We start from the raw sequence: 15,218 nt of genomic DNA, 5'->3' as shown, positions 1-15,218 counted from the left end.
ACGATGGCAGCTTTTTTCGTTAAAACTCTAACGTTTTCTTTACAAAATCTTATTATTCCCTCAATAAAGTCTTATTAAAATAGAAGATATAATCTCAATATATATGTAAATGAGGGGGGAGAGATTTCATGAAAGCTAAATCCGGCAGCTCCTTATATAAAATAGAATGTTACATTTTCAAAGGAATTAACCGTTACTTTGATCAAAAAACATTAAATATCTTTTTCCGTACCATTACACATATCGGTGGTGCAATCTTTTCCATCTCGCTCACGTTATGCTTTCTTATATTTTCACAGGGTCCTCTGCACGATGCAGCAATTACAGCAGCTCTTTCATTAACAATTAGTCATATTCCTGTGCAAATATTAAAAAGGTGGTATCCACGCAAACGGCCTTATTTAACAATTCAAGATGCAAAATATCCATCGCATCCATTAAAAGATCATTCTTTTCCGTCAGGTCATACAACAGCTATTTTTTCGGTAGTTGTTCCATTTATTTGTTATGATCCAAACTTATTAGTCGTTTTACTTCTATTAGCAATTATTGTAGGAATTTCCCGCATCTATCTCGGGCTTCATTATCCATCAGATGTATTTGTAGGTATGTGCCTTGGCACATGTTCTGGCATCATCTCTTTTTATCAATTCATTCCATTTTTCATGTAAAGGAGAGATTGGATGAGAGTCGCCATATTTACTGATACATTTACACCGCAAGTAAATGGCGTGGCAAAAACACTAGATCGTTTGACCCTTTATTTTCAAAAACAAAATATTGCTTACTCCGTATTCGCACCGCAACATACAGCAGAAGATGATTTCGTAGCCAATGTGAATAAAATGAGAAGTATTCCGCTAAAAATACTGTATCCAGAATGTCGATTCGCTTTTCCAACTCCGCGTATTAAGCGGGAACTTCTTAACTTTCAGCCGGATATCATTCATGTCGCTACTCCTTTTAACATGGGGCTATGCGGCATGTATTACGCGAAAAAATTAAATATCCCTCTTGTCGGTTCTTATCACACTGACTTTGATTCCTACTTGCAATATTATAAAATTGAATTTTTCTCCAATATGTTATGGAATTATTTAAAGTGGTTTCACAGTAGTATGCAAAAAAACTTTGTCCCTTCTCCTGAAACATTACAGCAATTAACTCAAAAGGGATTTCGAAATTTATATATATGGGGGCGCGGCGTAGATTGTTCCCTCTTCCATCAGGCTTACAATAAAGACCTATTCCGAAAAAAATATAATATTACTGCTCCATACATTCTTTCCTATATCGGACGCATTGCCCCTGAAAAAGATATCGAAACACTGCGTACACTGATTCACACAACAATAAAAGAACGAAAAGATAATATTCATTGGCTCATTGCAGGAGATGGTCCCCTTGCTGAAGAATTACGTGAAACTTTACCAGCAAACGTTACGTTTACAGGATATTTACAAGAAGAAAATTTAGCAGAAGCTTATGCATGCTCCGATCTCATGGTATTTCCATCGGCCACAGAAACGTTTGGCAATGTCGTTCTTGAATCGCTCGCATGTGGTACACCAGTCGTTGGTGCGAATTCTGGCGGGGTAAAAAATATTATTACAGATGGAAAAACAGGTTTTCTTTGCGAGCCCAAAAATTCGAACTCATTTTTATCATCTATTTATCAGTTGTTAAATAACGAAGAAATGCGTAAACAGATGGGCATAGCCGCTAGATTCTACGCCACTACACAAAGCTGGGATGAAATTTTTCATGGTTTATACATGCAATATGAAGAGGTGCTTCACCAAAATAATACCGAACTACTTGCGTAATAAAAAAATTGACCTCAAAACATATAACAATGAACTCATCCATCGTATTCATAAAGAGCAAAAAGGTATGACTCTATAACGTCATACCTTTTTGTTCTTTTTCTCATTCAGTAACCGCGCATATTCCTCTTTTGTATTTACATTCACAAATAATTCTTTCGCTACATTCCATTCCTCTTCCATCACATATTTTACGTTGCACTGTGATAAAAGTTGTCCCATACTTCGTTTTTCTTCATTTAGTAATACGCATATTTTTTCTTTTACACGATAATGATACGCTGCTAATAACGGCTGCTTTCTTCCATCAATAACCGGAACAATTGCCTCATATTCACCACTTATTTGTCCTATTAATGCTGTAATCCACTCATTTGAAAGGTTCGGTGCATCACAAGGCGAAACGATATACCACTCCGTCTCTATATGCTCCATCCCCGATACAATTCCAGCAAGCGGTCCATCTCCTTTATAGGGAGGAATATCTTCTATAACAGGAACGTCTACTAAGGTAACAATTCTTTCTTTTATATCAGGATGACTAATCGCAACTACATTTTGTATAGTATCCCGCATCATTTGAACAATCTGTTCGATAAAAGTATGTCCTTGCCAGCTTGCCAATGCTTTCGGCTCACCAAATCGTCTCGACATACCACCAGCTAATACAATCCCAGCGAGCTTTTTCATTGACGATGCAGCTCAAATGTAATGTGTCCTAACTCTGGTAAAATTAATTTATTCATCGCAAGGCGAACTGCCCCGCTAGAACCTGGCATCGAAAAGACAACTTTTCTTCCAATTGTTCCGCCAATTGCTCTACTTAGCATTGCAGCGCTGCCGATATCTTCTAAATAACTAATCATCCGAAACAATTCACCAAATCCAACAATTTCTTTATCTAATAATGCCGAAACTGCCTCAATCGTAACATCACGCTTTGTAATACCAGTTCCTCCATTTGTTAAGATAACATCAACATCTTCTTGATGATATCCACTTAATACCGCTTGCCTAATACTTTCTTTATCATCTTTTACAATTTTATAAGCAGTTACTATATGGCCCGCTTCTAATAATAATTCTTTTAACAACTTACCACTCTTATCCGTCTCTTCTGTACGTGTATCAGAGATTGTAATAATTTTACAACGAACCTCTGTGGGTGCTTGTTTTTTATGTTCTATTACGCTCATTTTTATTCGCTCCTTCTTATGAACTACTCATAATTTTATCATATCGTATAGAAACTTTATTACATATGAAATAAATCACATATTCACAATTATCTATTACATGACCAAAACATCATGATACAATATAAGTATATATAACCATAAAAAGGGAGTTTATCTATATCTCTTTATAATCTTAAACAACCTGTCCCATGAATTCCTTTTCTTATAATCCTAATTCCCTTCCAATTCATTACCTATAGATTAGATATCAATTTTCTAAAATGATACGTATTCATGCTAGACGACTCTATTCGCTATTATCGAGAACCGTGGTTCCTCTTGCTTTATTTTATTTCAATGGATTAGGAATCGCACGAAATAACCAGATACATACTAAATAAATTTTCATAATTAGGAGGTTCATTCATGGAACTTTATCAAAAACTCACAACGGTATTTATCCTTCTATTTGTCGCTTCCATCAGTGCTGGGATGGCATTAAAGGATGCTGTTCCATATTCAGCAATTGGCGGCTGGGGATTTGCGACACTCTTTTTACTATGCAGTGCATTTTGTGCTGGAAAAGCGCGTCAAAAGAAAGGATGATGACCATTGTTTCGCAAAAAACCTACAATTTGCAGATCATGCGGAAAAGAGATTCAAACATATGAAAAAGCATGGATTCATATGCCGTTCCCTCCAAGCGGGATGACGAATATGAAAAAATATATTGAGCTTGATGGAGAAGTATATTGTGGTTCGTGTGTTGGAGTATTCACGAAACAAAATAATGAGGTGAAATAGGAGGTATACCGAATTGTTCGAATCAAATCGAATTCGCTTACGAAAGTTTTCAGAAGACGATATTCCCATCTATCATCTTTGGCGGAACGATATAGAAGTTATGAATACCACTATCCTTAATCTTGATGTCCATTCCGTTCAAGAAACAGAAGCGTTTTGCAAACAAATCATCCACTCTCCCACTTCTAAAAGTTATATCATTGAACAAAAAGATAGTCATCTTCCCATTGGTCTCACTTCTTTAATTAACATCGATCCACACAATCGGAATGCGGAATGTATTATTGATATCGGTAAAAAGAATTGCTGGGGACAAGGATACGGGAAAGAAGCCTTAACAGTGTTATTAAATTATGCCTTTTTAGAATTGAACTTACATCGTGTATCCTTACGTGTATTTTCATTTAATGATAAAGCCATTTCTCTCTATAAAAAGCTCGGCTTTCAACATGAAGGTACCTGTAAAGAAGCTGTATTCCGAAATGGGAAATGGCATGATATTGAAATGTTTGCCTTGCTGCAGAACAACTACAAGTAATGTGAAATTTCCATCAGTGAAGAATGTAAAACAACTACTTTTTAAGGTGGTAAATAAATAAAAAAGTAATCCTTACTATACTAATCATCTGTGTATACTGCTTTCCGTTCGTATATTTTTCCATGTATAAAGATTTCACTGATCGTTCTATGATTGGTTATTTCATTATGTTGCTTGTAACTTCACTACTTGCTTTTTGTTGTAAATGCTTGAATACTACAGCCACTTTTATAATAGGCAATATATTATCTGCAATAATCTCATATTATTTTATCCATGTAACAAGTGATGAATATTTTGGGGGATATTTTAAACCATTAACACCCATCCAATTATTGACAGTAGTTAACTTCCTAAATTTGATTCCACAATTATGTGCAATCAAATTAGCCAATATATATTTGAATAAAGTTCAAGATTAACTTTACCCAAATGTGTGTTAACATGCCTAAAAAAAAGCTTCGCGCCTTCGCGCAAAGCTTTTTTCTTCTTATATTATAGACCAGCTTGCTCTTTTAAAGTTGCTGCTTTGTCTGTACGTTCCCATGAAAGCTCTACATCAGTACGTCCGAAGTGGCCGTAAGCTGCTGTTTGTTTGTAAATCGGGCGACGTAAGTCTAACATTTTGATGATACCAGCTGGGCGAAGATCGAAGTTGTTACGAACTAGTTCTACTAGTACTTCTTCAGATACTTTACCAGTGCCGAATGTATCAACTGAAATTGATACTGGTTGTGCCACGCCGATTGCGTATGCAAGTTGTACTTCTGCTTTTTCAGCAAGACCAGCTGCTACGATGTTTTTCGCAACATAACGAGCTGCGTATGCTGCAGAACGGTCAACTTTTGTTGCATCTTTACCAGAGAATGCACCGCCGCCGTGACGAGCGTATCCGCCGTAAGTATCAACGATAATTTTGCGTCCTGTTAAACCAGCATCCCCTTGTGGTCCACCGATTACGAAGCGGCCTGTTGGGTTAATGAAGAATTTCGTTTCCTCATCCATTAATTCTGCTGGTACTACAGCTTTGATTACGTGCTCTTTTAAGTCGCGATCGATTTGTTCCCATGTAGCTTCTGGATGATGCTGTGTAGAAATTACAATTGTATCGATGCGTACTGGTTTACCATTTTCATCATACTCAACTGTAACTTGCGTTTTACCGTCTGGACGTAAATATTCTAATGTTTCATCTTTACGAACTTCCGTTAAACGACGAGCTAATTTGTGAGCAAGCGAGATTGGAAGTGGCATTAATTCTTTTGTTTCATTACATGCGAAACCAAACATTAAACCTTGGTCCCCTGCACCAATTGCCTCAATCTCAGCGTCAGTCATTTGACCTTCACGTGCTTCTAACGCTTGGTCAACACCCATAGCGATGTCAGCAGATTGCTCATCGATAGATGTTAAAACTGCACAAGTTTCTGCATCGAATCCGTATTTTGCACGAGTGTAACCGATACCTTGAATTGTTTCACGAACGATTTTTGGAATATCTACATAAGTAGAAGTCGTAATTTCCCCCGCTACCAATACTAAACCAGTTGTTACTGTTGTTTCACAAGCTACACGTGCATTTGCGTCTTTTGCTAAGATCGCGTCTAAAATTGAATCAGAAATTTGGTCACAAATTTTATCTGGATGTCCTTCAGTTACAGACTCAGATGTGAACAGATGACGTTGTTTTGTCATGTGGTAAACCTCCCTACAGTAATCGTATATATTGTACGGAACTCATCCTTAATTTGCCACAAACTGCGACATTCATTTATTCTCCCACACAAGTATAAAGAAAAACCTTTCCTATATAGAGGAAAGGTTTGATTTGCTACTTGCATACTGCTTTTTGCCCTTCGCTCTTATCGTTCGAGACCGTTCGCCTCGCACAGGTTTTAGCACCTATTCACTTGTTTATTACCGTTACAAGTGAGGTTGCTGGGCTTCATCGGGCCTGTCCCTCCGCCAGCTCGGGATAAGAGAGTATCCGTCCCAACCTATACTAAAGAAATGATATTCATTTGTCAATTAATATTCACATATTCCTACAAGTTTTTCGCATTATTTGTTGGACGAAATATAAATAGGAAAATAATACATTCGCACAAACAAAAATAAATAAATAGTATACATTATTTATATGATTGTGTTATACTCTTGATGGGGATTACGAGAAATATTTCATTAAATTGAAAAGGATGGTATATAAATATGAGTACTGTGAATGTCCAAATTGGATTACACGAATTACTGAACGGAAGCAATGCACAGGTTCAATTAAGCGTTCCACAATTAGTGGAAAAAGTACTAATGAGAAATGAAGGAAAATTAACTTCTACTGGTGCCGTCTCTGCTTCTACAGGAAAATATACAGGACGTTCTCCTAAAGATAAATTTATTGTGAAAGAAGCGTCGGTTGCCGATAAGATTGCTTGGGGACCTGTAAATCAACCGATTTCTGAAGAACATTTTAATAAATTATATACAAAAGTATTAGAATACTTAAAGGAAAAAGAAGAATTATTCGTATTTAAAGGATTCGCTGGTGCTGATCGTAACTATCGTCTTCCATTACAAGTTGTTAACGAATATGCATGGCACAATTTATTTGTACATCAATTATTTATTCGTCCAACTGAAGAAGAATTAACAAATCATGAAGCTGAGTTCACAATTGTTTCTGCACCAAGCTTTAAAGCAGATCCAGAGATCGACGGTACAAACTCTGAAGCATTCATCATGGTTTCATTTGAAAAACGCATCGTATTAATCGGTGGTACGGAATACGCTGGAGAAATGAAAAAGTCAATCTTCTCTATTATGAACTTCTTACTTCCAGAACAAGATATTTTATCTATGCACTGCTCTGCAAACGTAGGTGAAGAAGGCGATGTCGCTTTATTCTTCGGTTTATCTGGAACAGGTAAAACAACATTATCTGCTGACCCACACCGTAAATTAATTGGTGATGATGAGCACGGTTGGTCTGATAACGGTGTATTCAATATTGAAGGCGGTTGCTACGCAAAATGTATTAACCTTTCTCATGAAAAAGAGCCGCAAATTTTTGATGCCATTACATTCGGATCTGTACTTGAGAACGTTGTAATTGATGATCAAACACGCGTTGCAGATTACAATGATACTACATTAACAGAAAATACACGTGCTGCATACCCAATTGATGCGATTGATAATATCGTCGTACCAAGTGTTGCTGGACATCCAAATACAATTATTTTCTTAACTGCTGATGCATCTGGGGTATTACCTCCAATCAGTAAATTAAATAAAGAGCAAGCTATGTACCATTTCTTAAGCGGTTACACTAGCAAACTAGCTGGAACAGAGCGCGGCGTAACATCTCCGCAAGCGACATTCTCAACTTGCTTCGGTTCTCCATTCTTACCACTTGATGCATCTCGCTATGCTGAAATGCTTGGTGAGAAGATCGAGAAACATGATGCAAAAGTATTCCTAGTAAACACTGGCTGGACTGGTGGCGAATACGGCGTTGGAAAACGTATGAACTTAGGTTACACTCGTGCAATGGTGCAAGCCGCATTAAACGGCGAGCTTGATAACGCTGAAACAGTGAAACATGACATCTTCGGTCTTGAAGTACCACTTCATGTACCAGGTGTACCTGATGAAGTATTAATGCCTGAACAAACATGGGCTGATAAATCTGCTTACAAAGCAAAAGCAATCGAACTTGCAGGTAAATTCAAAGAAAACTTCAAGAAGTTCGAGAACGTTTCTGAAAACATGATCAAATTAGGCGGTCCAATCGCTTAATTTAACCTTTACTGTTTGAATACCCCTTTACTCATATGAATAAGTATGTTGTAGCCTAAAAGTGCGCGTACTCACCGACAAAACCCATGCGGCTTAATAGGTTACACATACTTACAATAAAAAAGAAGCTTACGATAAAAACGTAAGCTTCTTTCTATATATATTTTGATTTCCCAACATATAAATCGCGGCTTCGAAAACAAAAACAGATTCCCCACTCACTTTCTACTTTTGTTTTCACGCGGCATGAGGCGAAAAAAGGCACTGACCGCTTCTATCCATGGACGGGGCCTCTCTTCTACCTAAAAGAAAAGGTTTTTGTATTTATTTCTTCGCATCCTTCATACTGTAATACCCTAAATTAATAACGATTAAAAAATAACCACCCATAATTCCAACAGCAAATGCCCACATGACCATATGGTGTTCAATCTCATACATAATAATCGCACCAAGTATCGCTGCTGCAAAGCGATTAATCATACCAAGTGTTGGTGCCTTACTCTTTTTTACAATACTATCTCCAAGCTTTTCAATACGTCTTCCTAAAATCCAAACACAATACATACTAACGAGTAAACCAATCCCCACACCTAAAAAGTGAGCAGAAAAAGGTGTCATCGCCCAGCCTAATAGCATCGCGCCCAGCAAATAATACATTTGGATTTTAAATGACCTTAGTGACATACTAATCATGCAATTCTCCTTTATCATTATCATCTTATTTACATATCATCAGACTTTATCCCGCCTTAACGGGCAGGAAGTCCCCCACTGATTAAAGTTTCACTTTATCTGTTACATTCAAAGAAAAACAACATAACCACTACATTTATGTTGTTAAAATATTTTTCAGAAATAATATTATACAAGATTTCTAGCTTGGAAGTAGGATCATTTTGTGACGTTTTTGCAAACATTTTTTCATAGATTTATAAAAAAGTGATATCAATCTATAAGAATATGGATATGATGTATATATATCCGCTTTCATTTTCCAACATATAAAATCGCTGCCACGAAGCACCAAAAGTTACCTGCACTCTTTTCCTCTCTGTTCTAACTTGATATGGGGCAGGAAAGGACTCTGACCGCTACTACGCATAGCCGGATTCTCTCTCCCACCTAAAAAGAAAGGTTTTACGTCAGTTTTTCAATTTACATGCATGTAGTAAGTACACAAAAAAGGGGGCGTATAATGATTTATTTTTTAATGGCTCTCATTCACCTCATTATCCCTGCACTTATAGGACTCTCATTATATTGGTACACAAAAAAACATAGTATCTTCTATGCTGTCCTCAGTGTTCTTCTCTCCGGAATTATTCTCATTGCACTGTTCCGCATACCTTTTCTCAACTTAATCCCACTTATTACTGCCATTTTGTTCCTCATATTTCTACCCAAAATAAAAAAATAGGAAAGCAGATCATGACTGATCTGTTTTCCTATTTTGATATATGTTCTGACGCGACAGGCTGCGTCCCAGGTTTTTCGGATTTCACAAACCATAAACCGAGAAAAATAACACACCCGCCAATTATTTGTTGTAATGAAATCTGTTCCTTCGCCCATACCGCTGCAAATACAACCGCAACAAGCGGTGTAATATACATATATACCATCGTATGAGAAGCTCCAATTTTTTGAACACCAATATACCACATAACTAAACCGAATACCGTTACAAAGAAAATAGAATATAATAGTGCAAACCATGTCATTCCTTGTTCAATTTGAAACGGCATCGAAAAAATATGCCATCCGCTTAGTATAACAAGAGGAATCGCTCCAACAACTGCTGACCATGCAGTCACACGAAGCGCTGAATATTTTTTAATAAGTGGTCCTGCTAACACTGGATATAGCCCCCAGCACATTGATGTAATCAGTCCAATTCCATTTCCGTAAAAAGACCCAACAAGCGAATGTCCAGCTAATAAAACGAGAGCAGCTCCCCCACAGGCTATAGTAGAACCAACTAATTTTCGCGAAGAAAATTTCTCTTGCTTAAACAAAATGGCAAACATCGTTGTAAAAATAGGTGAAATAGAAATGAGTAAAGAAGCGTTCGTAGCGGATGTATATTTAATAGTTTCCATAAATAACGTTTGATACAATACGATACCGACAATACTCACAACAATGAGCCTTAGTATGTCCCTTCTCTCCATATACAATGACTTTTCAATATAAAATGTAAGTAGTAATAATAACGGTGCTGCTGCAATCATACGGAGCGCAGTAAACTCAACTGCTGAAAACTCCTCAAGTCCGTATTTCCCGATCGTATAATTTATCCCCCAAATGATAACAACATTTAAAAGTAATAATTCAATCCCCCATCTTCTCATGCGTAATCCCCTCCGCACAGATGATTATACAGAAAATTTAATTAAATGTACATTTTATGAACTGAAGAATTTCATAAGAAAAAGGAGCGTACAGTTTGCTCCTTTTTTCATAAGTTATACTCGAATATGGAGTTTCATATTCGGATTATAAAACTGATTCGGACTCTTCAATTGAAAATATCCACCTGATTCATGTAAATCAACAGTCAATTTATCATCCATAAAAACAAGCTTTGTGCGATCCGCAATAAACTGTAGTTTATTTGAATCAATATCTACATCACGTTCATCTTTCTCTGATACAGCCACCAAATCAATAATTCCACTCATCACACAGCCGCATCCTTCATTATCATAAAATAATTTTATAAACTTCGTTTCACTTGGAATCGTATCCATAATCTTTTTATATGCTGCATCTGTTACAGTAACGTACATATATTGTCCCTCCTACCTCAGTACATAATTCTTATATTGTACCATTCTTTTTATGAATTCTATCCATTTATTGTATACAGAAAATTAAGACTAATATAAAATGTATGTGATAAAGGAGGGTGAATTATGCCAGCTTTACAAGAAATACAACAAGCACTTGATCATTTATTTCAAATTAAAAAATACGGAAAAGACGGTGCCTTCAGCCGCTTTATTCCAGCTGTATACGATCCAATTGATTTTCCTTGGCAACATTTTTTTGAAACAGACTTTGTAAATACCTTTAACGGACTTATGATAAAAGGGGCTGCAACTGTAAATAGCGTCTTTTTAGCAGTCTTCCCAACAGATGATGTTCTTGAAAAGTTCATCTTACAATCGAAACCAGGTGATTTACTTTTTATGCATCATCCTCTTGTGATGGAATGCGGTGATCCTCTTGGAAAATCCGGACGAGGCTTTTTACCGATTCCAGCTCACTATTTACAAGGAATCAAAGATAAAGACCTTTCTATTTATACATGCCATGTTCCAATGGATCATCATCAAACATACGGAACAAGCATTGCGATTGCAAAAGCTCTAGAGGCCGATATAGTAGATGGTTTTTCTTATGATGGTAAAGATATACCATGTGGACTCATTTGCAAAATTCCTGAAACAACAACAAGAAAACTCGAAAACCAACTAAAAGAACTCTTTCACATTCCATATATAGACTTTGAAGGCAAACGACATGAATTTATCACAAAAATTGCAATTATCGCTGGATGCGGTGATAAAATAGATCTTCTTAAAGAAGCAGAAGAAAAGGGCGCTGAGGCGTATATTACAGGTGAAATTCATTGCCATATTGATAACGAATACGGCAAACATAAGTATTCATTAATTATGGACTATGTGAAAGAAACGAATATGTCACTTATCGGTGTGTCACACTCTGCTTCTGAATACTTAGTGAAGAAAACATTAATGCGTGATTGGTTTATAGAAAACTTTGATGTGGATGTTGTTTTACTTCCGCAAAAGAAATGGTGGTATTAAATGCGCATTCGAAAAATTTTTTTCATATTTCTCTTTCTTACCTGTTTTTTATTAGGTGCATGTAAAAATAACCCTGAAGACGAATTAAGAAAAACAGTGTGGGATCAATTATCTGAACATACGAAAGAAGAACTAAGTGATGGCTGGAAGCATGCTACAATTACAACTGAAACATTGCAAGCCGGAATATCTTCGGTCAAAGATTCCTCTTATATAGGAAAAGAAGTTTATCGTATTTCATTCCCATCTGATCGTTCTTACAAACTTGGAAATGTAGATGCATTTGTTGATATGAAAACAAAGAAAGTAATTGGATTTGGTCTACGAGATTAAAAAAGATTCGCTAATACTGCGGATCTTTTAGTTATCAGGAATAGATAATAAATCTAATAAGGTATATGTAACGATCATTTTAAATAAAAAGAGAGGATCTGCTTCCCTCTCTTTCCCATTCATCAGTGAATTGGCAACGCAATTTCAACTGTAGTCCCTACTCCAACGTCACTCTCAAACTGTATCTTGCCTTGATGTTCTTCAATAATCTTATATGTAACCATTAATCCTAAACCAGTTCCATCATCTTTCGTTGTATAAAAAGCTTCGCTCAGTTTAGGCATTTTGTCTTTCGGTATGCCACATCCCTCATCCTTGATTCGAATTATCATTGCATCTTTTAATGTAACCTCAATGATAATTATTCCACCATCTTGCATAGATTCAATCGCATTTTTTATTAAATTTAAAAACACTTGTTTTAAACGTTTTTCATTACATATTATACTTGGTAACTCACCTTTATAAATGGTATGTATTTTAATTCCTCGTTCCGAAGCAGGCTGTCCCATAATTCTTACCACGTATGAAAGAATGTCTTTTATATTATGATTCCCGCATTCCATTGGCTTAGAATTTCCAAGCTCCACCAGTTCGGTGGCAATTGTATCGATTCTTTCGATTTCTTGCTCCATAATATCACAATAGGCTTTATCCTCAGGATACTTTTCTTTTTGTCCTCTAACAAAACCGTTCAACAGCATCAATGGATTACGCATTTTAAAACCGATAACTGTTGCCACCCTTCCAATTACAGCCATCTTCTCTGATTGTTGCAATTCCTTATGTGTCGTTTCAATTGTGTGTATATAAGATTGGAATCTCAATAAAATAATCCATCCTATAATGGAAAACAAGCTACAAAGAACAATAGGAATGAGAACAATAAAAGAATTCACAATGAATCCCATTAAAACATACTTTATTATTGTCCCTCCCGTTACTAACCAAAAATAGCGTTTATTTACAAATAATGGTGCGAAAAGAAAGAAAAACCCTTCCACTATATTCCCTGCATCAAACTCTAAATCTGTTCCATAGTAAATGATAAAATTATGAATGAAATCTAATATATTATATCCTATGAAAATAATATATTTCACAGCATATGGATTCTGTCGCTTCGCCACATATATTCCCACAAACACCAATATAACCATGAGAATATACAACCATATCCCTAAACCCCTTTCTAGAATTGGCCCCCCATCTCCTACCCCTTCTAGCTTAGGCATAATATAATAATATGCAACATCATAAATAAAAAAAGTTGTAAAGAATAAACTTAAAAACAGCTTTAACGTTCGAATCTCTTCCCTTGTTAATTTATAAACACTGTCCATGTAGTAACTCCTCTATTCACAATACACATACTTCGCGAATCTTGCCTTCTATATAAACCTATTTTGATTTTTTCAACATAAATTAGGTTTTCTGTCGATTTTTCAATTTGTATTTATATAAAGTGAAACTTCCATCACCCGTCGAGCTTTTGCGGGATAACTCCTTTTTGATTTTTCACATATAAGCTGCTATGAAAAATAAAAGGTGACCTGCACTCGTTTTCTCTCTTTGTTTTCACTTGGCATGGGGCTGGAAAAGGATCTGACCGCCTCTATCCATGGCCGGATGCGCTCTCCCACCTAAAAAGAAAGGTTTTATGTCGGTTTTTCAATTTTCTTATATAGGTAAAATAATGTCTACTTTCGTTCCTACGTTTTTTTTACTCGTAATGTGTATTTTCCCATCATGTTCTTCAATAATCTTGCAAGCAACAGTAAGCCCTAAACCGATGCCATTTTTCTTTGTCGTATAAAATGCTTCTGTTATACGCTGTAAATTCTCTTCCTGCACACCGCACCCATTATCTACAATACTTACTATTACACCATCTTCATTTCTTTTGTTTATATGTATTTGAAGTGTTCCGCCATGTTCCATCGCTTCAATTGCGTTCTTTATTATGTATAGAAATACTCCTTTTAATTTACGATGATCACAATCTATTTTTATTTGATCAGGTGCAACATCATAAATGAGATACAGCTGTTTCCTTTTGATTTCTGCACTCATTTCTTTCAACGCATTTGATACAATTTCTTCTATTAAATAACTACTGTAGGTAGAAGGTTTACAAGTTGCCATTACCATAAGCTCACTTATCATATTGTTTATATGCTCAATTTCATCAATCATATGTTCATACACTTTATCATCTACATATTTCTCTTTCTGCAATTGTGTAAATCCCCTTAACGATGAAAGTGGATTTTTAATTTCATGTCCAACAGATGCTGCCATTTTTCCAATAACTACGAGCTTTTCAGACTCTCGCTTTTCTATCATCACGTTGTTTACAGTAGAAAGGTACTGTAAAAATCGATTCAATAGGAGATACGTTACAAATAATAAGAGGCTATACATAACCAACGGCATAAATGCCGCTTTTTTCCCTAGGACCAAAAGTACACTGTATTTCCCCATAATAACCAAAAATAACCAAAGTGAATATCGTTTACTCATAAAAATTGGTACAAATAAAATAAAAACAAATTCAATTGTATGCCCATCATCAAATGCTACTTTATTGTGAAGTGCATACCAATATAAGTTTAAAATTTCTGAACACATATAAGCTATTAAATATATATACTTAACACGATATGCCTGTTCCCTTTTCATCATATACATACTACATGCTATTAAGCAGGCTCCATACAAAAACGTTGGAACTTGAACCTCTAATCTTATTAGTGTTTCAGAATCTCCTAGCATAACAGAATAAACTGTTTCATATATAACCCATACAATATTCAATACCCATAAAAAGAGTCGAGCATTTTTCTTTTCTTCTTGAAATGAGATAAAGTTTTCTTTCACTTTAACACTTCCTCAAAAGCTATAT

The 15,218-nt window shown here is 35.8% G+C and carries 17 protein-coding genes and 1 riboswitch; of the genes, 9 read left to right on the top strand and 8 right to left on the bottom strand.

The annotated features are described in order from the left end of the window. The first annotated feature begins 128 nt into the window (after positions 1-128). Positions 129-671 carry a phosphatase PAP2 family protein gene (locus JDS96_RS09070; protein WP_003201315.1) on the top strand — a complete coding sequence of 181 codons (543 nt, stop codon included), beginning with the start codon at positions 129-131 and terminating at the stop codon, positions 669-671. Positions 672-683: 12 nt separating this feature from the next. Further along, complete coding sequence (locus tag JDS96_RS09065) at positions 684-1,826, top strand: glycosyltransferase family 4 protein (protein WP_003208784.1); 1,143 nt, start codon at positions 684-686, stop codon at positions 1,824-1,826. An 81-nt stretch (positions 1,827-1,907) separates the two neighbouring features. Here JDS96_RS09065 and JDS96_RS09060 read toward each other — a convergent pair whose 3' ends face one another. After that, on the bottom strand, positions 1,908-2,516 hold the full coding sequence (locus JDS96_RS09060; RefSeq protein WP_199666637.1) for a molybdenum cofactor guanylyltransferase: 609 nt from the start codon (positions 2,514-2,516) through the stop codon (positions 1,908-1,910). Further along, the gene (locus tag JDS96_RS09055; RefSeq protein WP_199666636.1) at positions 2,513-3,022 is read right to left on the bottom strand and encodes a MogA/MoaB family molybdenum cofactor biosynthesis protein; all 510 of its coding nucleotides are present in this window, start codon (positions 3,020-3,022) and stop codon (positions 2,513-2,515) included. The genes JDS96_RS09060 and JDS96_RS09055 overlap by 4 nt, the downstream gene beginning before the upstream one ends. A 408-nt stretch (positions 3,023-3,430) precedes the next feature. Here JDS96_RS09055 and JDS96_RS09050 point away from each other — a divergent pair, with 408 nt between their 5' ends. The 3 genes from JDS96_RS09050 to JDS96_RS09040 are packed head-to-tail and all read left to right on the top strand — an operon-like array spanning position 3,431 to position 4,346. Beyond that, a complete protein-coding gene (locus JDS96_RS09050; protein ID WP_003208786.1) occupies positions 3,431-3,610 on the top strand; it encodes a hypothetical protein in 180 nt (59 codons plus the stop codon). Between the two features lie 6 nt (positions 3,611-3,616). Then, positions 3,617-3,808: a hypothetical protein gene (locus JDS96_RS09045; protein ID WP_018782078.1), complete on the top strand. Its 192-nt coding sequence runs from the start codon at positions 3,617-3,619 to the stop codon at positions 3,806-3,808. A 13-nt stretch (positions 3,809-3,821) separates the two neighbouring features. Next, positions 3,822-4,346: a GNAT family N-acetyltransferase gene (locus JDS96_RS09040; RefSeq protein ID WP_003201303.1), complete on the top strand. Its 525-nt coding sequence runs from the start codon at positions 3,822-3,824 to the stop codon at positions 4,344-4,346. Between the two features lie 495 nt (positions 4,347-4,841). Here the strand turns inward: JDS96_RS09040 and metK are convergent, their stop codons facing one another. After that, the gene (gene metK, locus JDS96_RS09035) at positions 4,842-6,041 is read right to left on the bottom strand and encodes a methionine adenosyltransferase (protein WP_003201301.1); all 1,200 of its coding nucleotides are present in this window, start codon (positions 6,039-6,041) and stop codon (positions 4,842-4,844) included. A gap of 164 nt (positions 6,042-6,205) precedes the next feature. Then, a riboswitch (SAM riboswitch) is annotated at positions 6,206-6,328 on the bottom strand. Positions 6,329-6,557: 229 nt separating this feature from the next. Here metK and pckA point away from each other — a divergent pair. Continuing rightward, positions 6,558-8,144 (top strand): phosphoenolpyruvate carboxykinase (ATP), encoded by a 1,587-nt coding sequence (gene pckA / locus JDS96_RS09030; protein ID WP_018764584.1) that lies wholly within the window; start codon positions 6,558-6,560, stop codon positions 8,142-8,144. Positions 8,145-8,468: 324 nt separating this feature from the next. Here the strand turns inward: pckA and JDS96_RS09025 are convergent, their stop codons facing one another. After that, positions 8,469-8,840: an ATP synthase subunit I gene (locus tag JDS96_RS09025; RefSeq protein ID WP_017153754.1), complete on the bottom strand. Its 372-nt coding sequence runs from the start codon at positions 8,838-8,840 to the stop codon at positions 8,469-8,471. Between the two features lie 502 nt (positions 8,841-9,342). Here JDS96_RS09025 and JDS96_RS09020 point away from each other — a divergent pair. Then, positions 9,343-9,564: a hypothetical protein gene (locus JDS96_RS09020; RefSeq protein ID WP_018782076.1), complete on the top strand. Its 222-nt coding sequence runs from the start codon at positions 9,343-9,345 to the stop codon at positions 9,562-9,564. A 28-nt stretch (positions 9,565-9,592) separates the two neighbouring features. Here JDS96_RS09020 and JDS96_RS09015 read toward each other — a convergent pair whose 3' ends face one another. Both JDS96_RS09015 and JDS96_RS09010 read right to left on the bottom strand, forming a co-directional pair. Continuing rightward, positions 9,593-10,498, bottom strand: coding sequence for a DMT family transporter (locus JDS96_RS09015; RefSeq protein ID WP_199666635.1), 906 nt, complete (start codon positions 10,496-10,498; stop codon positions 9,593-9,595). Positions 10,499-10,612: 114 nt separating this feature from the next. Beyond that, on the bottom strand, positions 10,613-10,936 hold the full coding sequence (locus tag JDS96_RS09010) for an iron-sulfur cluster biosynthesis family protein (protein WP_003201293.1): 324 nt from the start codon (positions 10,934-10,936) through the stop codon (positions 10,613-10,615). A 126-nt stretch (positions 10,937-11,062) separates the two neighbouring features. Between JDS96_RS09010 and JDS96_RS09005 the strand changes: the two genes are divergently transcribed. Together JDS96_RS09005 and JDS96_RS09000 are read left to right on the top strand one after the other, a co-directional pair. Then, on the top strand, positions 11,063-11,980 hold the full coding sequence (locus tag JDS96_RS09005; RefSeq protein WP_199666634.1) for a Nif3-like dinuclear metal center hexameric protein: 918 nt from the start codon (positions 11,063-11,065) through the stop codon (positions 11,978-11,980). Beyond that, positions 11,981-12,313 carry a hypothetical protein gene (locus JDS96_RS09000; protein ID WP_006096286.1) on the top strand — a complete coding sequence of 111 codons (333 nt, stop codon included), beginning with the start codon at positions 11,981-11,983 and terminating at the stop codon, positions 12,311-12,313. A gap of 122 nt (positions 12,314-12,435) precedes the next feature. Here the strand turns inward: JDS96_RS09000 and JDS96_RS08995 are convergent, their stop codons facing one another. Then, positions 12,436-13,656 (bottom strand): ATP-binding protein, encoded by a 1,221-nt coding sequence (locus tag JDS96_RS08995; RefSeq protein ID WP_199666633.1) that lies wholly within the window; start codon positions 13,654-13,656, stop codon positions 12,436-12,438. Positions 13,657-13,993: 337 nt separating this feature from the next. Continuing rightward, on the bottom strand, positions 13,994-15,193 hold the full coding sequence (locus tag JDS96_RS08990) for an ATP-binding protein (protein WP_199666632.1): 1,200 nt from the start codon (positions 15,191-15,193) through the stop codon (positions 13,994-13,996). Positions 15,194-15,218 lie beyond the last annotated feature (25 nt).

The organism is Bacillus cereus group sp. N21, from assembly GCF_016483395.1.
Taxonomy (GTDB): domain Bacteria; phylum Bacillota; class Bacilli; order Bacillales; family Bacillaceae_G; genus Bacillus_A; species Bacillus_A pseudomycoides.
Note: the sequence above shows the minus strand (reverse complement) of the source record. Positions and strands in the feature narration are given on the sequence as shown.